The organism is Phenylobacterium sp. (assembly GCF_036563385.1).
Lineage (GTDB): Bacteria > Pseudomonadota > Alphaproteobacteria > Caulobacterales > Caulobacteraceae > Phenylobacterium.
Map to the genome: position 1 here is coordinate 350,662 of NZ_DATCML010000015.1, position 19,072 is coordinate 369,733.

19 protein-coding genes and 3 tRNA genes are annotated in these 19,072 nt (G+C 70.9%); 13 read left to right on the plus strand and 9 right to left on the minus strand.

Annotated features, from left to right (window positions below; all coding sequences use genetic code 11):
• Positions 1–49 precede the first annotated feature (49 nt).
• The 7 genes from VIL67_RS16755 (at position 50) to VIL67_RS16785 (ending at position 2,410) form a co-directional block, all read left to right on the plus strand.
• A tRNA-Glu gene (locus VIL67_RS16755) sits at positions 50–124 on the plus strand.
• 147 nt (positions 125–271) lie between these two features.
• Positions 272–868 (plus strand): cold-shock protein, encoded by a 597-nt coding sequence (locus VIL67_RS16760; RefSeq protein WP_332050049.1) that lies wholly within the window; start codon positions 272–274, stop codon positions 866–868.
• Between the two features lie 25 nt (positions 869–893).
• Positions 894–1,406: a DUF192 domain-containing protein gene (locus VIL67_RS16765; RefSeq protein ID WP_332050050.1), complete on the plus strand. Its 513-nt coding sequence runs from the start codon at positions 894–896 to the stop codon at positions 1,404–1,406.
• Positions 1,399–1,836 carry a PaaI family thioesterase gene (locus VIL67_RS16770; protein WP_332050051.1) on the plus strand — a complete coding sequence of 146 codons (438 nt, stop codon included), beginning with the start codon at positions 1,399–1,401 and terminating at the stop codon, positions 1,834–1,836. Before VIL67_RS16765 ends, VIL67_RS16770 begins: the two co-directional genes overlap by 8 nt.
• A gap of 66 nt (positions 1,837–1,902) precedes the next feature.
• Positions 1,903–1,979, plus strand: a tRNA-Pro gene (locus tag VIL67_RS16775).
• 29 nt (positions 1,980–2,008) lie between these two features.
• Positions 2,009–2,317, plus strand: coding sequence for an ETC complex I subunit (locus VIL67_RS16780; RefSeq protein WP_332050052.1), 309 nt, complete (start codon positions 2,009–2,011; stop codon positions 2,315–2,317).
• 16 nt (positions 2,318–2,333) lie between these two features.
• Positions 2,334–2,410: transfer RNA gene (locus VIL67_RS16785), tRNA-Arg, on the plus strand.
• 9 nt (positions 2,411–2,419) lie between these two features.
• Here VIL67_RS16785 and VIL67_RS16790 read toward each other — a convergent pair.
• From VIL67_RS16790 to metC, 4 genes are all read right to left on the minus strand, one after another.
• Positions 2,420–3,295 carry an HAD family hydrolase gene (locus VIL67_RS16790; RefSeq protein ID WP_332050053.1) on the minus strand — a complete coding sequence of 292 codons (876 nt, stop codon included), beginning with the start codon at positions 3,293–3,295 and terminating at the stop codon, positions 2,420–2,422.
• 62 nt (positions 3,296–3,357) lie between these two features.
• Positions 3,358–4,218, minus strand: a complete 861-nt coding sequence (locus tag VIL67_RS16795) for a kinase (protein ID WP_332050054.1) — start codon at positions 4,216–4,218, stop codon at positions 3,358–3,360.
• Positions 4,219–4,243: 25 nt separating this feature from the next.
• Positions 4,244–5,248 (minus strand): SDR family oxidoreductase, encoded by a 1,005-nt coding sequence (locus VIL67_RS16800; RefSeq protein WP_332050055.1) that lies wholly within the window; start codon positions 5,246–5,248, stop codon positions 4,244–4,246.
• A gap of 55 nt (positions 5,249–5,303) precedes the next feature.
• The gene (gene metC / locus VIL67_RS16805) at positions 5,304–6,467 is read right to left on the minus strand and encodes a cystathionine beta-lyase (RefSeq protein WP_332050056.1); all 1,164 of its coding nucleotides are present in this window, start codon (positions 6,465–6,467) and stop codon (positions 5,304–5,306) included.
• Positions 6,468–6,550: 83 nt separating this feature from the next.
• Here metC and VIL67_RS16810 point away from each other — a divergent pair, with 83 nt between their 5' ends.
• Complete coding sequence (locus tag VIL67_RS16810) at positions 6,551–7,648, plus strand: amino acid ABC transporter substrate-binding protein (RefSeq protein ID WP_332050057.1); 1,098 nt, start codon at positions 6,551–6,553, stop codon at positions 7,646–7,648.
• On the opposite strand, the gene VIL67_RS16815 is transcribed toward VIL67_RS16810, so the two are convergent.
• Genes VIL67_RS16815 through VIL67_RS16830 form a run of 4 tightly spaced genes read right to left on the minus strand, consistent with a single transcriptional unit; the run spans position 7,645 to position 11,272 of the window.
• Complete coding sequence (locus tag VIL67_RS16815; protein ID WP_332050211.1) at positions 7,645–8,139, minus strand: GNAT family N-acetyltransferase; 495 nt, start codon at positions 8,137–8,139, stop codon at positions 7,645–7,647. The genes VIL67_RS16810 and VIL67_RS16815 overlap by 4 nt on opposite strands.
• A 3-nt stretch (positions 8,140–8,142) precedes the next feature.
• Complete coding sequence (gene sseA / locus VIL67_RS16820) at positions 8,143–8,973, minus strand: 3-mercaptopyruvate sulfurtransferase (RefSeq protein WP_332050058.1); 831 nt, start codon at positions 8,971–8,973, stop codon at positions 8,143–8,145.
• Complete coding sequence (locus tag VIL67_RS16825; RefSeq protein ID WP_332050059.1) at positions 8,970–9,971, minus strand: cysteine synthase A; 1,002 nt, start codon at positions 9,969–9,971, stop codon at positions 8,970–8,972. Before VIL67_RS16825 ends, sseA begins: the two co-directional genes overlap by 4 nt.
• Before the next feature lie 44 nt (positions 9,972–10,015).
• The gene (locus VIL67_RS16830) at positions 10,016–11,272 is read right to left on the minus strand and encodes a cyclopropane-fatty-acyl-phospholipid synthase family protein (RefSeq protein WP_332050060.1); all 1,257 of its coding nucleotides are present in this window, start codon (positions 11,270–11,272) and stop codon (positions 10,016–10,018) included.
• Positions 11,273–11,434: 162 nt separating this feature from the next.
• Here VIL67_RS16830 and kdsA point away from each other — a divergent pair, with 162 nt between their 5' ends.
• Genes kdsA through VIL67_RS16855 form a run of 5 tightly spaced genes read left to right on the plus strand, consistent with a single transcriptional unit; the run spans position 11,435 to position 16,962 of the window.
• Positions 11,435–12,292, plus strand: coding sequence for a 3-deoxy-8-phosphooctulonate synthase (gene kdsA, locus VIL67_RS16835; RefSeq protein ID WP_332050061.1), 858 nt, complete (start codon positions 11,435–11,437; stop codon positions 12,290–12,292).
• A 33-nt stretch (positions 12,293–12,325) separates the two neighbouring features.
• On the plus strand, positions 12,326–13,810 hold the full coding sequence (gene rfaE2, locus VIL67_RS16840; RefSeq protein ID WP_332050062.1) for a D-glycero-beta-D-manno-heptose 1-phosphate adenylyltransferase: 1,485 nt from the start codon (positions 12,326–12,328) through the stop codon (positions 13,808–13,810).
• Positions 13,807–14,808, plus strand: coding sequence for an ADP-glyceromanno-heptose 6-epimerase (gene rfaD, locus VIL67_RS16845; RefSeq protein ID WP_332050063.1), 1,002 nt, complete (start codon positions 13,807–13,809; stop codon positions 14,806–14,808). Before rfaE2 ends, rfaD begins: the two co-directional genes overlap by 4 nt.
• A 3-nt stretch (positions 14,809–14,811) precedes the next feature.
• A complete protein-coding gene (locus VIL67_RS16850; protein WP_332050064.1) occupies positions 14,812–15,927 on the plus strand; it encodes a DUF3089 domain-containing protein in 1,116 nt (371 codons plus the stop codon).
• Between the two features lie 36 nt (positions 15,928–15,963).
• Positions 15,964–16,962 carry an NADP-dependent oxidoreductase gene (locus VIL67_RS16855; protein ID WP_332050065.1) on the plus strand — a complete coding sequence of 333 codons (999 nt, stop codon included), beginning with the start codon at positions 15,964–15,966 and terminating at the stop codon, positions 16,960–16,962.
• A 15-nt stretch (positions 16,963–16,977) separates the two neighbouring features.
• Here VIL67_RS16855 and recG read toward each other — a convergent pair whose 3' ends face one another.
• Positions 16,978–19,053: an ATP-dependent DNA helicase RecG gene (recG, locus tag VIL67_RS16860; protein ID WP_332050066.1), complete on the minus strand. Its 2,076-nt coding sequence runs from the start codon at positions 19,051–19,053 to the stop codon at positions 16,978–16,980.
• Positions 19,054–19,072: the final 19 nt, after the last annotated feature.

The following is a 19,072-nucleotide window of genomic DNA, read 5'->3' on the forward strand; positions in this document are numbered from 1 at the left end:
GGCTTGCGCGGCCGTAACAGGGCTTATATAGACCCGGCCTCGCGACCGCGGTCCCTTCGTCTATCGGTTAGGACGTCAGGTTTTCAACCTGAAAAGAGGGGTTCGACTCCCCTAGGGACTGCCATCGCACCTTCCTCGCAAAGCACTGTTTTTTCGCGCCTTGCGGGCGGCTGTGCGCAGAATCACGTTGACGCCACACCCCTTAGGCGAACAGTGTTATAGCTGGCTCCAATCCATGTAGGGATGGGGGGTATCGGGGCCGAGGGGCGAAATGGCTGGTCTAGAGTTCGATCAGGTGGACGTGCAGGCGGAGGCCGTGCGGATCACCGGGCGCGTGAAATGGTTCGACGCCGGCAAGGGGTATGGCTTCATCGTTCCGGACGATCCCAGCCAGACCGACCTCAAGGACGTGCTGCTGCACGTCACGTCCCTCAGGAGTTCGGGCCGCGACAACGCCCTGGAAGGCTCCGCCATCACCTGCGAGGTCGTCCGCCGCCCCAAGGGCTGGCAGGTCGCCGAGGTGCTGGAGATCGACGAGACCTGCGCCCCGCCGCCCGCCGAGCGCCGGGCCCGCGACGACGGCTTCCGTCGGGTGGACGGCCTGGGCGCCGGGCTCCTGGGGCGCCCGCCGCGCCGGCCGGTCGAGGCCACCGGTCCGCTGCAGCGGGCCAAGGTGAAATGGTTCAACCGCACAAAGGGCTATGGATTCGTGGTGCGCGACGCCGAGCCCGGCGACATCTTCGTGCACATCGAGACGCTGCGGCGTTCGGGCATGGAGGATCTTCAGCCCGGCGACGACGTCATGGTCCGGTTCGCCGAAGGCCCGAAGGGTCTTGTTGTCGCCGAGATCGAGTCCACTCTAGGCTGACCTGCAAGCCTGGAGTTCCCTCAAGTTGCTGAAGTCCCCGATCGGCCGGCGTGGCCTGCTCGCACTGGCCTTGTCCGCTTGGCTCGCACCCGCCGCCGGGGCGCAGGACATTCCGCGCCAGGACCCTGCCCGCTGCCAGGGCCAGCCCGAGCTGAAGCCGCTGCAGCCGCTTCAGGTGGTCACCCAGCGTGGGCCCGCCCGCTTCCAGGTGGAGGTCGCCGACAGCGAGCGCGAGCGGCAGTACGGCATGATGTGCCGCCGGACCATGGCGCCCGACCGCGGCATGCTGTTCGTCTTCCCCAGGCCCCAGGAGCTCGCCTTCTGGATGCGCAACACGCTCATCCCGCTGGACATCGTCTACATTCGGGCCGACGGCACGGTGCTGTCGATCGTCGCCAACGCTCGGCCGCTGGACGAGCGGCCCCTGCCGTCCAACGGCGTCGCCAAGGCCGTGCTGGAGATCCCCGGCGGTCGCGCCGCACAACTTGGCATGCTGCCCGGCGATCGGGTGGTCCACCGGATCTTCCCCGGTGGCTGAGGCCGGGGCGGCCGAGGACGAGCGGATCCCAGATCCGCCGGCGGGCTTCGTCCTGTCCGAGGGGCGAGGGGCCTTCTCCACTCACAATGGGCCCTACTTCCACCGGCCGAACGACGACGGGCGCGTGGAGCAGGCTTTCTACGCGCTCGCCCGCCACACCAACGGCGTGGGGATCGTCCACGGCGGCATGCTGTCGGCCTTCATGGACGGGGTGCTGGCCGGCGCGGTCTGGCGTGGGGCGCGCAAGCGGGCGGTGACCATCCACCTGTCCATCGACTTCCTGCACATGGCCCGCGCCGGCGAGTGGATCATCGGGGAGGCGAAGCTCACCCGGGCCACCCGTGACGTGGCCTTCGCCGAGGGCCGCGCCTATGTGGGCGGCCGCGACGTGGTTCGGGCGTCCGGCGTCTTCAAGCTGATGGGCGGCTGACCGCAAGCGGCTGTTCGCGTTTGCGGAAAGCCGAAAACGCCCATATTGCAGGGGCGCCGGCGTTTCCGGGGCGTAGCGCAGCCTGGTAGCGCATCTGCTTTGGGAGCAGAGGGTCGTGTGTTCGAATCACACCGCCCCGACCACGCCGGCGATTGGAGTTTCGAGGACCCCCATGCTCGCGCGCATCTTCCGCCCGTCCAAGACCGCCATGCAGTCGGGCAAGCAGAAGACCTATGACTGGGTGCTGGAGTTCGAGCCCAGCGCGGCGCGCCGGCCCGATCCGCTGATGGGCTGGACCCAGACCAGCGACACGGCGTCCAGCCAGGTGCGGCTGACCTTCGACACCAAGGAGGACGCCGTCCGCTACGCCGAGGCGCACGGCATCGCCTTCCAGCTGATCGACCCCAAGCCGGCCAAGAAGATCATCAAGGCCTACGCCGACAACTTCGCCTTCGGCCGCAAGATCCCCTGGACCCACTGAGCCCAGTGGCCGCCGGGCGCCCGTAGCTCAACCGGATAGAGCATCCGCCTTCTAAGCGGACGGTTGCAGGTTCGAGTCCTGCCGGGCGCGCCAAGGGCGGCGCTAAAGCGGCAGCTTCGGCTGGGTCTCGGCGTCGGGCCAGCGGACCAGGTTCGGCAGGTGGGCGCGGGCGGCCATCTCGGTCAGCATGGCCTGCGCGATCTGGTCCAGCGGCGCGCCTTCCCGATAGTCGCCGGGGCCCGCCAGGTGGGCGCGGCCGTCCTTGCGCAGGTCCACGGCGGCGCGCTCGGTGAAGGGATTGCCCTCTTCGTAGACCGCCACCGCATAGCCGCCCTGGTCGGTGACCAGGCGCATGGTGGGCACGTCGGTGAAGCCGTCGCCGAAGAACGCGATCCGGTCGAACGGCACCGGGCGCTCCTGCTTCTCCTGCGCCCGGTTGATGGCGTAGTTGTCCCACTCCTCCAGCGTCCACTTGTTGATGCGGAACAGGTACTGGGTCTTGGAGGTGTAGTTGACGCCCAGCGCCACCCCGATCGCCTCCTGGTTCTCGTCGAACATGAAGGCCGAGGCGTAGATCCGCTCGAAATGCTTCGCGATGGGCGAGCCCTCGATCAGTTCGCGATTGCCCGACGAGATGATGAAGTGGTGCAGGTCGAGGCCGAGTTCGGCGGCCCGCGCGTTCTGGCGCTCGAACCAGCCCTCCACGCCCGGGAACAGCCGCAGGTCCGCGCCGCGCCGGCGCCAGCTTTCCAGGGACAGCTCCAGCCCCTTCTCGCGGGCCTTCACCAGCATCATGTGCATGTAGGCCAAGATGGTGTCGCCGCGCTGCTGCTTGGCCAGGGCGTCCACCGCCGTCCAGAACTCCTGCCGGTCCATCCCCAGCTCCTCGGGGATGAAGGCGTGGTTCTGCATGAAGCCGGGCGCCAGCGTGCCGTCGAAGTCGTAGGCGAAGACCACCCGGGGCCGCTCGAAGTTCATCGTCTTAGGTCCGTCCTGAAGGGAGCGGGTTCTACGACAAGCCCGCGGCGCAGGCGAGCGGCCTAGCGCTCGTCTACCGGCATGCGCCGGGCGTCGAGGCGCACCGTCCAGTCGGCGCGCTCGGGCATCTCGGCCAGGATCCACCGGGTCAGGCGCTCGTAGTGGGCGACGAAACGGGCGATCTCGGCGTCCTCCATGCCGCGACCGCTGCGCGCCCGGAGCTTGGCTTCCTGCTCGGCGCGCCAGTCCCGCACCACCTCGAAGTCGGGCGCCTGCAGCAGCACCAGGCTGTTCAGCTTGGCGAACAGCTCCTGGTAGGGCCCGTCCAGCTGGTCGTTGACCCATGTGCGCCAGCGGCGGTCCGGGTCCTCGATGCGCTCGAGCTCGTTTACCGGATTGGCGAGCGCCGCCTGGCCCTGGCCGCGCGCGCCGACGCACCAGCCTTCGAAGATCACCACATCCACGGGGGTGGCCACCGTCTCCCAGCGGCCGCGGGGGGCGCGCGTGTCGGCGGCCTTGTCGAACTGGGGCAGCGTCACCCGGCCCGGCCCCCGCAGGTGGTCCAGCGTCGCGCCCGCCATGGCCACGTCGTGGGTCCCGGGGGGGCCGCGGGTGACGAGCAGGGGGTGCACCTCCTTGGCCAGCTGTTCGCGCGCGCTCCTGGGCAGGTAGAAGTCGTCCAGGGCGACGGCCACGGCGGTCAGGCCGCGGGCCCGCAGCAGCTGAACCGTCCCGGCGGCGATGGTGGACTTCCCCAACCCCTGGGCGCCGCAGAGCCCGATGGTGGCCGTGCGGCGGCGCACCTGCCGCAGCCGCGCCGCCCGGTCGGCCAGTGGCCGGCAGATCCATTCCACCGTGGTGCGGAAGCTGTCCGGCAGACCTTCAGCCGCCAGGAACCCGTCCAGCCAATGATCGTCGCGCAAGCCGCCTCCTCGCCCGGAGGCTCGGTCAGCCTCCGCCGTATCCGCCGATGATCGGCAGGATCTCGCCTGTGATGTAGCTGGAGGTCTGCGGCGAAGCGAGGAAGACCACGGCCGGAGCGATCTCTTCCGGCTGGGCCGGGCGCTTCATCTGCGTGCTCTGGCCGAACTTCGAGATGCTCTCGGCGTCCTTGTCGGCAGGGTTCAGCGGGGTCCAGACGGGACCGGGGGCGACCACGTTCACCCGGATGCCCTTCGGGATCAGGTGGGTGGACAGGGACCGGGCGAAGGCGTGGATCCCGCCCTTGGTCATCGAATAGTCGAGCAGGTCCTTGTTGCCCATGATGCCGGTGACCGAGCCCACCATGACGATCGAGGAGCCCGGCTTCATGTGGGGCACGGCGGCCTGGGCCATGAAGAAGTAGCCGTAGAGGTTGGTCTTCAGCGTCCGGTCGAAGTGCTCCAGCGTCAGCTCGGACAGGTCGTTCACGTGCTCCTGGAAGGCGGCGTTGTTGACCAGCACGTCCAGCTTGCCGAGTTCGGCGATCGTCCGCTGGACCGCATGGTCGGCATAGCCTGGGTCGGCCACGTCACCAGGGATCAGGATGGCGCGCCGGCCCTCCTTCTCCACCGCCTGCTTCGTCAGCTCCGCATCCTCGTGTTCGTTGAGGTAGGCGATGGCCACGTCCGCGCCCTCGCGGGCGAACAGCACGGCCACCGAGCGGCCGATGCCGCTGTCCGCGCCGGTGATGATCGCGACCTTGTCCTGCAGCTTGCCCGAGCCCTTGTAGAAGGGCGCGTCCCACATCGGCTGCAGCTCGAGGTCGGCTTCCAGGCCGGGCTTCTCCAGGTGCTGCTTGGGAAGCGGGCCGGCGGGATACTCCCGCGCGCCCGCCTGCATGGGCTTGTCCTCGTCTTCGCCGCCGTCTCCGAAGGAGCGCTGCTCGGCGGCGTCGATCTCGCCCTGGATCTTGCGTTCCTGCTCGGCGGCGCGTTCCGCCTGCTCGCTGAAGCGGTCGGTGTTCTCGCTCATGGCGGGTGTCCCTCGGTTCGTCCGAGCGGGCAATTCGCCCGGACGCCGGAGGTTCCTAGCGCGCGGCCGCGGCGTAGGCGGCCAGCCCCGCCTCCAGGTCCGCGACGAGGTCGTCGGGGTTTTCGAGCCCCACATGCAGCCGGATCAGCGGCCCCCCGTAGTCGCGCCGGAACCGGCGCGTGCGCAGCTGCGGGTCGCAGGAGATCGCCAGGCTCTCGAAGCCGCCCCAGGAGAAGCCCAGGCCGAACAGCTTCAGCGCGTCGAGGAAGGCGTCCACCGCAGAGTCGGGGGCCGGCTGAAGGGAGAAGGCGAAGAGCCCGCAGCCGCCGCGGTAGTCCCGCGCGAACAGCTCATGGCCAGGGGTGCCGGGCAGGGCGGGGTGGTAGACCCGGGCCACCTCGGGCCGGCCCTCCAGCCACGCGGCCAGGCGCACGGCGCTTCCCCCATGCTTGTCCAGCCGCGTCGGCAGGGTCCTTAGGCCGCGGAGCATCTGGTAGGCGTCCTCGCCCGAGACCGCCCAGCCCAGGTGAAGCACCCCGTCGGCCAATCTTCGAACCAGGGCAGGGTCACGGGCCGCCGCGGAGCCCATGAAGACGTCGGAGTGGCCGCCCACGTACTTGGTGAGCGCCTGGATGGAGATGTCGACGCCGTGCTCGAGCGGCTTGTAGAGGTAGCCCGCGCCCCAGGTATTGTCCGAGGCGGTAAGGACGCCGCGGGCGCGCGCCAGCTCGGCGATGCGTCGCTGGTCCTGCATCTCGAAGGTCAGGGAAGCCGGGCTCTCCATCAGGATCAGCCGGGTCGCGTCGGTGGCCAGGGCCATCAGGGCGTCTGGCGCGAGGTCCGGCTCGTAGTAGGTGGTGGCGACGCCGAAGCGCTTCAGGACCTGGTCGCAGAACCGGCGCGTCGGCTTGTAGATGCCGTCGCTGACCAGCACCTCGTCGCCTGCCTTCAGCACCGCCAGCAGGGCGCCGGCGAGGGCGGAAAGGCCGGACGGGTAGAGGGCGACGCCGGCCGCGCCTTCCATCGCCGCCAGCGCGTCCTGCAGCGCCGTCTGGGCGGCGAGGCCCTGGCGGCCGTAGGTGACGTGATTGTCGTCGTCGTACAGCGCCGCGGCGTTGGGCAGCAGGACAGTGGAGCCTTTCTGGATCGGCGGGCCGACGGTCTTCACCAGCTTCGCAGGCGCGGCCCCGGCGCGGATCAGGCGGGTTTCGTCGTCCATGCGGGGTTGCGGGTCCAGGCTGCGCTGGCGAAAGTGCCGGCGGCACTTAGAGCCTCATGGGTTTCCGCGATCAAGGAGCACGGATGATCAGGCGCCTCGCGGCGACGGCCCTGCTCGGCCTCTCCCTGGCGGGGTGCCAGCGGCAGGAGGCGGCGCCCCAGCCCGAGCCGCCGCGGCCGGCGGTGTCGGCCAGCGCCGCGCCCGGCTACCAGGCCGCGGAGAGCCCGACCCTGGCGGCGGTGCGCCAGCGCGGCTGGCTGGCGTGCGGGGTGCACCCGGGCCTGCCGGGCTTCGCCTTCCCGGACGCTCGCGGGGTCTGGCGCGGCTTCGACGTCGACGTCTGCCGGGCCGTGGCCGCCGCCGCCCTGGGCGACGCGGCCAAGGTGCGGTTCATCCCGATCCAGGCGCAGGACCGCTTCAGCGCCTTGCAGAAGGGCCAGGTGGACCTGCTGGCCCGCAACACGAGCTGGACCTTCGCACGCGACGCCGGCCTGGGCCTCGATTTCGCGGCGGTGACCTACTACGACGGCCAGGGCTTCCTGGCGCCGCGCTCGTTGGGTGTGGCCAGCGCCGAGGAGCTCTCCGGCGCGCGCATCTGCGTGCAGGCCGGCACCGCCAGCGAGGCCAATCTGGCGGAATGGTTCAATGTCCGGGGCCTGCGCTTCCGGCCGGTGGTCGCCGCCTCCGAGGACGAGGCGCGCCGGCTCTACGAGTCCGAAGCCTGCGACGTGTTCAGCGCTGACGTTTCGGCGCTCGCCGCCTCGCGTTCGGTGCTCAGCAACCCCGGCGCCCATGTGATCCTGCCAAACGTCATCTCCAAGGAGCCCCTGGGGCCCGTGGTCCGCTCCGGCGACCCCGCCTGGACCGACATCGTCCGCTGGACCGTGCACGCCACTGTGCTGGCCGAGGAGCTCGGGCTCACCTCGCGCACCGTGGACGCCGCCCGCGAGACCGCCACCGACCCGCAGACCCGCCGCCTGCTAGGCCTGGAAGGCGGGCTCGGCCCGCTGCTCGGGCTCTCGGACGACTGGGGCTACCAAGTGGTCCGGCAGGTCGGCGCCTACCATGAGATCTTCCGCCGCGATGTCGGCGCCGATTCGGCCCTCAACCTCGACCGTGGTCTCAACGCGCTGTGGAACGCGCCGCGCCCGGGGCTGATGTACGCGCCGCCGCTGCGCTAAAGCGTCAGCCGCATGCCCACGCGGTCGGGCAGGCCGCGGGCGGTCTCTCTGGCGAGGATCGCGCGCAGCGGCTCGGGCGCGTCCTCGCCGAGCGGTACGAAGCCGAATGAGGCGTAGAACGGCGCGTTCCACGGGATGTTCGCGAAGGTGGTGAGGGTGACGCTCGCAAACCCTTCGCGCCGCGCCCAGGCGATCACCTCGTCCATCATCCGCCGCCCGACGCCGCGGCCCTGCCATCGCTGGTCGATGTCGAACTCGTCCACGTGCAGCCGCTCGCCGTGGCGGGTGGCCGCCAGGAACCCGATTGGGCCCCCTTCGTCGGCGACCCAGAGCGTTCCGGCTTCGAGATGCGGCCGCCAGGTCTCGGCCGGGCCGAGCTGGCTGATCTGGTCGAAGTACGCGACGTCCAGCGGCCGGAAGGCCTGCGCCGCCGACTGCTCGATGTGCGGCAGGTGGGGCAGGTCGTCGGGGCGGGCCAGCCGGATCTCGATGGGTCAGTCTCCCGTGGCGACCGGAGTGTCGGCGCGGCCGCCCCATTCGGCCCAGGAGCCGTCATAGACCGGGGCGTCGGCGCAGCCCAGCTGCGTGAGCGCCAGGGAGAGTATGGCCGCGCTGACGCCCGAGCCGCAGGTGGTGACCACCGGCCGGTTGAGGTCCACGCCCGCCGCCGTGAACGCCTGCCGCAGCTCGCCGGAAGGCTTCAGCGTGCCGTCCGCCGCCACGAGGCCGCTCCAGGGCACGTTGCGCGCGCCCGGCATGTGGCCCGAGCGCAATCCAGCCCTCGGTTCGGGCGCCTCCCCGCGGAAGCGCGCGGCGGCGCGGGCGTCCACCACCTGCGCCGCGCCGGCCAGCGCGTCGCGCACCTGTTCCACATCACGCACCAGCTCGGGCCGGAACGCCGGCTCCAGCGCGGCTGGTCTCGGCGCACCCGGGCCGGTCTCCACCGGCCGGGCTTCGGCGCGCCATGTCTTGAGGCCTCCGTCCAGCACGAAGACCTCCGGGAAGCCCATGACCCGCAGCGTCCACCAGGCCCGGGGGGCCGAGAAGATCCCGTGCGCGTCGTAGACCACCACCGGGCGCTCGCGCGTCAGGCCGAGCGCGCCCGCCGCTTCGGCGAAGGCGGCGGGGGCGGGCAGCATGTGCGGCAGGTCGACCGCCTTGTCCGAGAGGTCGTCGATGTCGAAGAACACCGCGCCGGGGATGTGGCCGGCTTCGTAGCTCTCGCGGCCGACGCCTTCGCCCGGCATGAACCAGGTGGCGTCCACCACCTGGACCTCGCCCAGCCGGGCCGCCAGCCATTCCGTCGAGACGAGCGGACTGGTCATTCCAGCCACGTGGGGATCGGCAGGCCCTTCTCTGACAGGAAGGCCGGATTGTAGATCTTCGATTGGTAGCGCTGGCCGTGGTCGCAGAGCACGGTGACGATGGTGTGCCCGGGGCCCATGTCCTTGGCCATGCGGATGGCGCCCGCCACGTTCACCCCCGTCGAGCCGCCCATCACCAGGCCTTCGTGCTCCACGAGGTCGTAGATGGCGAGCAGCATCTCCTCGTCCGAGATGCGATAGGCGTGGTCGATCTTCAGGTCCTGGAGGTTGGCGGTGATCCGGCCCTGTCCGATCCCCTCGCTGATCGAGCTGCCTTCCGCCTTCAGCTCGCCGTCCGTGTAGTAGGAGAACAGCGACGCGCCATGCGGGTCGGCCAGGCCGATGCGCACCTCGGGCTTGTGCGCCCGCAGCGCCTCCGCCACCCCGGCCAGCGTGCCGCCGGAGCCGACCGCACAGATGAAGCCGTCCACCTTGCCGTCGGTCTGCCGCCAGATCTCCGGGCCGGTGCCATGCACGTGGGCCTGGCGGTTGGCCACGTTGTCGAACTGGTTGGCCCAGACCGCGCCGGCGGGCTCCTTCGCATCAAGTTCTTCCGCCAAGCGGCCGGAATATTTCACATAGTTGTTCGGATTGGCGTAGGGGACCGCGTCCACTTCCACCAGTTCCGCGCCGTAGAGCCGGATGGCGTCCTTCTTCTCCTGGCTCTGGGTGCGCGGGATCACGATGGTGCACCTGTAGCCCAGCGCCTTGCCCACCATCGCCAGGCCGATGCCGGTGTTGCCCGCCGTGCCCTCCACGATCCGCCCGCCCGGGCGCAGCCGGCCGCTCGCCTCCGCGTCGCGGATGATCCACAGCGCGGCGCGGTCCTTCACCGATTGGCCCGGGTTCATGAACTCGGCCTTGGCGAGGATTTCGCAGCCCGTGGCCTCGCTCGCGCGCTGCAGGCGGATGAGCGGCGTGTTTCCGATGGCGTCCAGGACGCTTCTGGCGACTTGCATGGGCGCTACTTAAGGGGCGCAGGCGCGCCCGAACAGGGGGGCGGTCAGGGCTTGGCGAGGCCCAGCTGCACCACATTGGTCCGTCCGGTGCGAAATCCCGCCTCGCAGTAGGCCAGGTAGAAGCGCCAGAGCCGCCGGAACCGCTCGTCGAACCCCAGCCCACGGATCTCGTCCCAGGCGGCGTCGAACCGTTGCGTCCAGGCGGCGAGGGTGTCGGCATAGTGCTGGCCGAACCGGCTGATCCCGGTCCAGCCGAGCCCCGCCCGGTCCGTCTCGGCCCTCAGCCGCTGCTCGGAGGGCAGCATGCCGCCCGGGAAGACGTACTTCTGGATGAAGTCGGCGCGCCGCCGATAACGGTCGAACACGTCGTCCCGGATGGTGATGATCTGCAGCCCCGCCCGCCCGCCGGGGACCAGACGGTCGCGGATCTGGCCGAAGTAGGCTGGCCAGTAGCGCTCGCCCACCGCTTCGAACATTTCGATGGACGCCACGCGGTCGTAGCGGCCGTCCACATCGCGGTAGTCCACGAGGCGGATCTCGGCCCGCTCGGCCAGGCCTTGCTCGAAGAGCCGTCGGCGGGCGAGGTCGTACTGCTCGCGCGAGATGGTGATGCCCGTGACCTGGGCGCCCACCTCCTGCGCCGCGTACTCGGCGAACCCGCCCCAGCCGCAGCCGATCTCCAGCACCCTGTGGCCGGGCCTCAGGTCCATGCTCTGGGCCAGCGTGCGGTACTTGTTGCGCTGGGCGGCCGCGAGCGACTGGCGGGGCCGTTCAAACCGCGCCGACGAATAGGTCATGCTGTGGTCCAGCCAGCGGCTGTAGAAGGCGTTGCCTAGGTCGTAGTGGGCGTGGATGTTGCGTCGCGAGCCCGCCCGGCTGTTGCCGTTCAGCGCGTGCTGCACGCCGTTCACCAGCCGCATGAGCGCGCCGCCGCGGATCACGTGGGCCAGCCGCTCGGCGTTGAGGGCGAAGAGGGTGAGCAGCGCCGCCAGGTCCGGCGTGTCCCACTCCTGCGCCATGTAGCCTTCGGCGAAGCCGATGTCGCCGGCGGCGATGACCCGGCGCATGAACCGGAAGTCGCAGACCGCCAGGCGCGCGCTCGGCCCGTCTTCCTGCCCCTGCAGCACCACCTCGCGCCCGCTCGGCAGCACGAAGGTGAGCTGGCCCACCTGCCAGTCCTTGGCGATCAGCCGAAGCGCGAACCGGAAGGGCTGCGGCGCGCCGCGCAGGGCGGGCAGCCGGTGGAACGCGCGCGCATTGCGGGCCAGCGCCGTCAGCGAGGTCTCGTGGGCCAGCGTCATCTCTGAACGTCCCCCTGCCGAACAGCGCCACCATAACACAGGTCGCCGAACGTGTGAGGTCAACCTTGCGGAGGCTCGCCACAGGGGCGCGGCGGCATTGCCGCTTGTGAAGCCGCCCTCAGCGCGCCACTTAGCCCCGAAACGCACCACCGGACGAAGCCCGTGACCCAGCCGAACGCCGTCATCGAGATCAAGACCGCCAACCGCACCGTGCGGATCGGCAACGCCGAGCGCCTGTCGATCATCGCCGGGCCCTGCCAGATGGAGAGCCGCCAGCACGCGCTGGAGACCGCCCACGCGCTGCGCGAGACCGCCGACCGCCTGGGGATCGGCCTGATCTACAAGACCTCCTTCGACAAGGCGAACCGCACCTCGGTGAACACCGCCCGCGGTCTGGGCCTGCGCGAGGCCCTGCCGGTGTTCGCCGAAATCCGCGAGGCCACGGGCCTTCCGACGCTCACCGACGTGCACGAGATCGACCAGTGCGCCGAGGCCGCGGAAGCCGTGGACGTGCTGCAGATCCCCGCCTTCCTGTCGCGCCAGACGGACCTGCTGCTGGCCGCGGGCCGCACCGGCAAGGCGGTGAACGTCAAGAAGGGCCAGTTCCTTGCCCCCTGGGACATGAAGAACGTGGTCGGCAAGGTGCTCAGCACCGGCAACCCGAACGTCATGGCCTGCGAGCGCGGCGTCTCGTTCGGCTACAACACCCTCGTTTCCGACATGCGCGCCCTGCCGATCCTGGCGCAGACCGGCTGTCCCGTGGTGTTCGACGCCACCCACTCGGTCCAGCAGCCGGGCGGGCAGGGGGCCACCTCGGGCGGACAGCGCGAGTTCGTGCCCGTGCTGGCGCGGGCCGCCGTGGCCGTCGGCGTGGCCTGCGTCTTCATGGAGACCCACCCGGACCCGGACAACGCCCCCTCGGACGGCCCGAACATGGTCTCCATGAGCCAGTTCGAAGGGCTGGTGGCCGAGCTCCTGGAGTACGACGCCCTGGCCAAGCGGCGCGCCGCCGCCGCTTGACCGGCCCACCGACGCGCCGCACAGGCTAGGCCGATGGACCTTTCCGCCCTCCAGCACCTCCTGGGCCTCGCCCCCGGACGCCGGGTCGTCTGCGTCGGCGACGTGATGGTGGACCGCTTCGTCTACGGGGACGTCAGCCGGATCTCGCCCGAGGCGCCGATTCCTGTGCTGGCCCGCACCCGCGAAAGCGTCATGCTGGGCGCGGCCGGCAACGTCGCCCGCAACGTCGCGGCCCTGGGGGGATCCGTCGCACTGGTGGGTCTGATCGGCGGCGACGCCGAGGGCCACGAGGCCATGCGGCTGGTGGGCGAGGAAGCCGGCATTGAGGGCTACCTCGTCACCGATCCCGGCCGCCCGACCACGCTGAAGACCCGCTATGTCTCCGGCCAGCAGCAGCTCCTGCGGGTCGACCTGGAGGAGAGCCGCCCGGTCGCTGGCGACTGCGAGCACCGCCTGGTGCGCACCATCCGCGACGCCGCCGACGGCGCAGGCGTGATCCTGCTTTCCGACTACGGCAAGGGCGTGGTCACCGAGGCGGTGATCGCCGCCTGCCTGGACGCCGCCCGAGCCGCGGGCGCCAAGGTGGTGGTGGACTCCAAGGCCCGCTCCTTCGCCCGCTACGGCGCTGTCGACCTGATCAAGCCCAACGCGCTCGAGCTGTCGCACGCCACCGACCTGCCCACCGGCACGGAGGCGGAGGTGGAGGCGGCGCTGGCCAGGGCCCTGGAGCTCTGGGACGCCCGCGCCGTGCTGGTCACCCGCGCCGCCAAGGGCATCTCGCTCGCGGTCCGGGGCGAGCCGGTGCGCCACTTCCCCACCGTCTCGCGCGAGGTTTTCGACGTCTCCGGGGCCGGCGACACCACGCTGGCGGCCCTGGGCTTGGCCATGGCCGCCGAAGCCCCGCTCGACGAGGCGATCGCCTTCGCCCAGCTCGCGGCCGGCGTGGCCGTGGGGAAGGTCGGCACCGCCACGGTCAGTCCGGAGGAGCTGGTGGAGGCGGCGATCACCGCCCACATGGCGCCGGCCGAGGCCAAGGTGGCTACCGTGCAGCGCATGGTCGACGAGGTCGCGCGCTGGCGCGCCAAGGGCCTGCGCGTGGGCTTCACCAACGGCTGCTTCGACATCCTGCACAAGGGCCACGTGGCCTACCTCGGCCAGGCGCGGGCCTGGTGCGACCGGCTGATCGTGGGCCTGAACTCGGACGGCTCGGTGCGCGCGCTGAAGGGCGAGGGCCGCCCGGTCAACGACCTGGAGAGCCGCGCCCTGGTGCTGGCCGGCCTGGGCAGCGTCGACCTCGTGGTGCCCTTCGACACCGAGACTCCCATCGAGCTGATCCGCGCCGCCCGCCCCGATGTGCTGGTCAAGGGCGCAGACTACACCGAGGCCCAGGTGGTGGGCGCCGCCGAGGTCCGCGCCTGGGGCGGCGAGGTGAAGCTCGCCGAGATCGTCGACGGCTATTCCACGACCGCCGCGATCCGGCGAATGAGCCGTCCGCAGTCCGATAGGGAACAGGCATGACCCGCCGCATCGCCTTCGTCACCGGCGGGGCCGGCTTCATCGGCTCCAACATCGTGGCCCGGCTGGCCGAGGACCGCGGGCTGGACGTGGTGGTCTGTGACCGTCTGCGCGAAGCCGACCTCGGCAAGTGGCGCAACATCGCCAAGCACCCGATCGGCGACTTCGTGGCGCCCGACGCCATGTTCGACTGGCTGGAGAAGCGCTGGCGCGACGTGGAGATCGTCGTCCACATGGCGGCGGTGTCGTCCACCACCGAACCGGACGCCGACAAGATCATCCACTCCAACTTCACCCTCAGCCGGGACCTCTTCCGCTGGTGCGCCGACCGCCAGCGGCGGTTCGTCTATGCGTCCTCGGCGGCGACCTATGGGGCGGGCGAGCACGGCTTCGACGACGACGACAGCTTCGAGGCTCTGACCCGCCTGCGGCCGCTGAACACCTACGGCTGGTCCAAGGCGCTGTTCGACATCTTCGCCGCCCGGCAGGCGGCCCGCGACTACGCGCCGCCCCAGTGGGTGGGGCTGAAGTTCTTCAACGTCTACGGGCCCAACGAAGAGCACAAGCATTCCATGAAGTCGGTGGCCGCGCAGATCTGGCCGAAGGTCCGCGAGGGCCACTCGGTCCAGCTCTTCAAGAGCTACCGTCCGGACGTGCCGGACGGCGGCCAGAAGCGCGACTTCGTCTACGTCCGCGACGCCGCCGACGTGACCCGCTGGCTCTATGAGAACCCGCAGGTCAATGGCGTCTACAACCTGGGCTCGGGCCAGGCGCGGACCTTCGAGGACATGGCCCGACAGGTCTTCCAGGCGGCCGGCAAGAACGCCCAGATCGAGTACACGCCCATGCCGCCGGCGATCCGGGACAAGTACCAGTACTTCACCGAGGCCCGCATGGACCGCCTCTTCGCGGCCGGTTACCCCAAGCCCATGACCTCGCTGGAGGAGGGCATCGCCGACTACGTCGGGGGCTACCTTACTCAGCCGGATCCCTACCGCTGAGCCATGGCTGGTCCGCTGCCCCGCCGGACCCGCTGGCTCGCCGCCTTCGTGGTGGTCGTCACCCTGCTGCTGGGGCTGGCCACCGGGGTGTTCTGGGAGGACCTGCGCCGCACCGCGCTCGACCCGAAGGTGCCGTTCCAGACCTATGACCCGCCGCCCGCGCCGGACTACCGCCGGCCGGACGCCTGGTGGCTGATCCCGGCCCGTAGTCCCGCGCGGGGCGACCCGCCGGCCGACGTCTTCTTCATCGGGCCGACGGTGTATGACGGCGGGGAGCACTGGAACGCGCCGCTTGACCATCCGGATGCCGAGGCGATGTTCCGCCGCCGCATGGCCCCCAATTACGCCGGACCCTTTCTCCGGCTAGGCCGGATCTTCGCGCCCCGTTACCGCCAGGCCAGCCTCTACAGCCTCCTGACGCTCCGGGAGGACGCCCGCGAGGCGCGCCGCTTCGCCTACGGGGACGTGGCCCAGGCGTTTCGGACCTATGTGACCCGCCACAATCGCGGACGGCCCTTCATCATCGTGGGCGTGGAGCAGGGCGGCACGCTCGCCGCTCGCCTGTTGATGGAGGAGGTGGCACTGGACCCGGCGCTGCGGGGCCGGCTGGTCGCCGCCTACCTGCAGGAGACCGTCGTCCGGGCCGATGTCACGCCGCTGCCGGCGTGCCAGGGCCCGGGGCAGACGGGCTGCCTCGCCGCCTGGGCGAGCGTCCTGGCGGACCAGAACGATCGGGCGAGGCTGCTGCTGGACCGGGCGCTCGTCTGGGCGCCAGGCGGCGAACTCGAGAACCTCGGCGGCCGGCCGGCCCTGTGCTTCAACCCGATCCTGGGTGCGGCGAACGGCGAGCCTGCGCCCGCCCGCCTGCATCGCGGGGCTGCGAACGCCACCGACCTGGAGTGGGGCGCAAGGCCCGCCTTCATGGCCCGCCAGGTCTCGGCCCAGTGCGAAGGCGGCGTGCTGCGGGTTTCGGTCCCCCGATCGGCGGCCCTGAAGCGCTCCGGCTCCTGGGCCGATCGCCGCAAGGCGCCAGGCTACAATCTGTTCTACGCCGATCTGGAGGCCGACGCCGAGGGCCGGCTCGACGCCTGGCGGCCGCCCTTGGCTTCGCCGCCCTGAGGCTCCATGGTCGCGCCGCCAAAGAGGGAGGCCGCCATGTCCGAGACCAACCGCCAGTACGTGCTCGACCAGCTGCCGCAGGGCCGGCTGAGCGCCGACCACTTCCGGCTGACCGAGAGCGCGCGCCCCACCGCGGGCCAGGGCGAGGCCCTGCTGCGGACCCGTTACGTCTCCCTCGACGCCGCCAATCGCGCCTGGATGCAGGGCGCCACCTACCGCTCGGCGCTGAATGCTGGGCAGGTGATGGCCGGCGGCGCGCTGGCCGAGGTGGTGGAAGCCAGCGGTTCCGACCTGGCGCCCGGCGACCTCGTCTTCGCCGACACCGGCTGGCAGGACTACGCCGTCCTGCCGGCGAAGAAGCTGCAGAAGCTGCCGAAGCTCGAGCCCATGACCCACCTGCTCAGCGTCTATGGCGTGGCGGGACTCACGGCCTACTTCGGCCTGCTGGAGTGCGGCCAGCCCAAGGCGGGCGAGACCGTCGTCGTTTCCGCCGCTGCGGGCTCTGTGGGCTCCATCGTCGGCCAGATCGCCAAGCTGAAGGGCTGCCGCGTCGTTGGCATCGCCGGGGGCGAGGAGAAGGGCCGCTGGCTCGTGGACGAACTCGGGTTCGACGCCGCCGTCGATTACAAGGCCGGCAATCTGCGCCAGCAGTTCCGAGAGCACGTGCCGAACGGTATCGACGTCTACTTCGACAACGTCGGCGGCGACGTGTTTGAGGCCTGCCTGTTCGCCATGAACACCTTCGGGCGCATCGCCTGTTGCGGGGCGGTCTCCGCCTACGACGGCGCCGCGCCCCAGCACGGTCCCCGCGGCGTGCCCGGCCTGATCGTCACCAAGCGCCTGACGCTCCGGGGCTTCATCGTCTCGGACTTCGACGCCCAGCGCGACCAGGCGCTGAAGGACCTCCAGCAGTGGGTGGCCGAGGGCAAGCTCAAGGTCCAGGAAGACGTCATCGACGGCTTCGAGAAGCTCCCCCAAGCCCTTGTGGGCCTGCTCGCCGGCGAGAACCGTGGCAAGCGCATGGTGAAGGTATAGCGAGGAGGGACTGCCTTACCCCGCCGCCTTGAGGGCCATGCCCGCCTTCCAGTCGAACAGTTCCTGCAGCACCCGCAGCGCGCGCCCGCGCTCGCTGGTCAGCTCCGGGTCGCGGGCCAGGATCATCCGGGCGTCGTCGCCGGCCGCGCCGATCAGGTCCCGGTGCACGATGGGGTCGGCGAAGACGTAGTCGGGAAAGCCGGACTGCCGCAGGCCGAGCGCGTCGCCGCCGCCTCGCAGCTCCAGGTCGGTTTCGGCGATCAGGAAGCCGTCGTCGGTGCGCCGCAGGATGTCCAGCCGCTTCTGCGCGGTCTCCGACAGCGGGGGGTCGTAGAGCAGCACGCAGGCGCTTTCCCGCCGTCCACGGCCGACCCGGCCGCGGAGCTGGTGCAGCTGGGCCAGGCCGAAGCGTTCGGAGTGCTCGATCACCATGATGGTGGCGTTGGGCACGTTCACGCCCACCTCGACGACCGTGGTCGCCACCAGCACCGACAGCTTGCCGTCGGCGAAGTCGGCCATCACGGCGTCCTTGGCCTGCGGCGTCATCTTGCCGTGCACCAGGCCGACGCCGGGCCCGATGCGCTCCAGGAGCTCGGCCGCGCGCACCTCGGCCGCCTTCAGGTCGACGATCTCGGACTCCGACACCAGGGGACAGATCCAGAAAGCCTGGGCGCCGCCGGCCACCGCCTCGCGCAGGCGCGCCTCGACCTCGGCGATACGCGCCGACGGAACGGCGCGGGTGGCCACCGGCGTCCGCCCGGGCGGCTTCTCGTCGATCCGGCTGACGTCCAGGTCGCCAAATACGGTCAGCTCCAGGGTGCGCGGGATCGGCGTCGCCGACATGGCCAGCAGGTGGACGGCCTCGCCCTTGGCCTGCAGCCGCTGGCGCTCGGCGACGCCGAACCGGTGCTGCTCGTCGATCACCGCCATCTGCAGCCGGTGGAAGGCCACGTCGTCCTGGAAGAGGGCGTGGGTGCCCACCGCAACCTGCACCGCGCCCGTGGCCAGGGCCCGCAGCTTCTCGGCCCGCGCCGCGCCCTTGTCGCGCCCGGTGAGCAGGATCACGCCGATGCCGTGGTCGGTGAGGGGCTTGGCGATCGTCTCATAGTGCTGTCGGGCCAGGATCTCGGTCGGCGCCATCAGGGCCGTCTGGCCGCCCGCCGCCGCCACGTCGGCCATGGCGCACATGGCCACCACGGTCTTGCCCGACCCGACGTCCCCTTGGATCAGCCGGCTCATCCGCTCGCCGGCGCCGAGGTCGTGGCGGATCTCGCCCAAGGCCCGCTCCTGGGCGCCGGTGAAGGCGAACGGCAGGTCGGCGCGGATCTGCTCCGCCGTCTCGCTGGGGGCGATCCGTGCGCCGGGGTCGCGCCGCCGCTCGGCGCGCCGCTGACCCATGGCCAGCTGGTGGGCCAGCAGCTCGTCGAAGGCCAGGCGGCGCAGGTGAGGGGAGAGCGGCGAGAGGTCGGCCTCGCTCTCAGGCCCATGCAGCCGCTCCAGCGCCGCGCGCCACGCAGGGAAGCGTTCGCGCGCCAGCCAGGCGGCGTCCTGCCACTCCGGCAGGTCCGGTGCGCGTTCCAGGGCCTCCAGGACGAAGCTCCGCACCCGTCGGGCGGGCAGGCCCTCCGTGGCTGGATAGATCGGCTCGAGCTCGGGGATCTCGTCCGCCTTGCCCGGCTCGACCATGTAGTCCGGGTGCACCATCTGGCGGCCGAACTTCTGGTCCTCGACCTTGCCCGAGATGATCCGCTGAGCGCCAACGGGGTGGCGCCGCTCCAGCTGGTCGGCGAAGCGGCCGAAGAACACCAGCGTCAGGTAACCGGTCGGGTCCGAGACCCGCATGCGCCAGGGCTGGGCGTTCGACCGCGGCCGCTCGTGCGCCTCGACGGTCACCTCGAAGGTCATGATCTGGCCGTCCACCGCCGCCGCCAGCTCCGCCGGGGTGCGCACCACGACCGAGTGCGGCTTCAGGAACAGCACGTCGCGCACGATGGTGCCCGCTAGCCGCTCCAGCAGCGGCGCGACGCGCGGGCCCACCCCCTTGAGCGAGGTGACAGGCGCATAGAGCGGGAACAGAATCTCCGGCCGCATCGGGGGAATATAGCGTGAA

Bases quoted from the DNA above. Each gene is read 5' to 3' on its own strand.
- VIL67_RS16855 (WP_332050065.1), top strand. From the start codon at position 15,964: ATGTCCGAGACCAACCGCCAGTACGTGCTCGACCAGCTGCCGCAGGGC.
- sseA (WP_332050058.1), bottom strand. From the start codon at position 8,973: ATGACCAGTCCGCTCGTCTCGACGGAATGGCTGGCGGCCCGGCTGGGC.
- rfaD (WP_332050063.1), top strand. From the start codon at position 13,807: ATGACCCGCCGCATCGCCTTCGTCACCGGCGGGGCCGGCTTCATCGGC.
- VIL67_RS16790 (WP_332050053.1), bottom strand. From the start codon at position 3,295: ATGAACTTCGAGCGGCCCCGGGTGGTCTTCGCCTACGACTTCGACGGC.
- VIL67_RS16780 (WP_332050052.1), top strand. From the start codon at position 2,009: ATGCTCGCGCGCATCTTCCGCCCGTCCAAGACCGCCATGCAGTCGGGC.
- VIL67_RS16850 (WP_332050064.1), top strand. From the start codon at position 14,812: ATGGCTGGTCCGCTGCCCCGCCGGACCCGCTGGCTCGCCGCCTTCGTG.
- VIL67_RS16800 (WP_332050055.1), bottom strand. From the start codon at position 5,248: ATGAGCGAGAACACCGACCGCTTCAGCGAGCAGGCGGAACGCGCCGCC.
- metC (WP_332050056.1), bottom strand. From the start codon at position 6,467: ATGGACGACGAAACCCGCCTGATCCGCGCCGGGGCCGCGCCTGCGAAG.
- VIL67_RS16810 (WP_332050057.1), top strand. From the start codon at position 6,551: ATGATCAGGCGCCTCGCGGCGACGGCCCTGCTCGGCCTCTCCCTGGCG.
- recG (WP_332050066.1), bottom strand. From the start codon at position 19,053: ATGCGGCCGGAGATTCTGTTCCCGCTCTATGCGCCTGTCACCTCGCTC.
- VIL67_RS16830 (WP_332050060.1), bottom strand. From the start codon at position 11,272: ATGACGCTGGCCCACGAGACCTCGCTGACGGCGCTGGCCCGCAATGCG.
- rfaE2 (WP_332050062.1), top strand. From the start codon at position 12,326: ATGGACCTTTCCGCCCTCCAGCACCTCCTGGGCCTCGCCCCCGGACGC.
- VIL67_RS16825 (WP_332050059.1), bottom strand. From the start codon at position 9,971: ATGCAAGTCGCCAGAAGCGTCCTGGACGCCATCGGAAACACGCCGCTC.
- VIL67_RS16760 (WP_332050049.1), top strand. From the start codon at position 272: ATGGCTGGTCTAGAGTTCGATCAGGTGGACGTGCAGGCGGAGGCCGTG.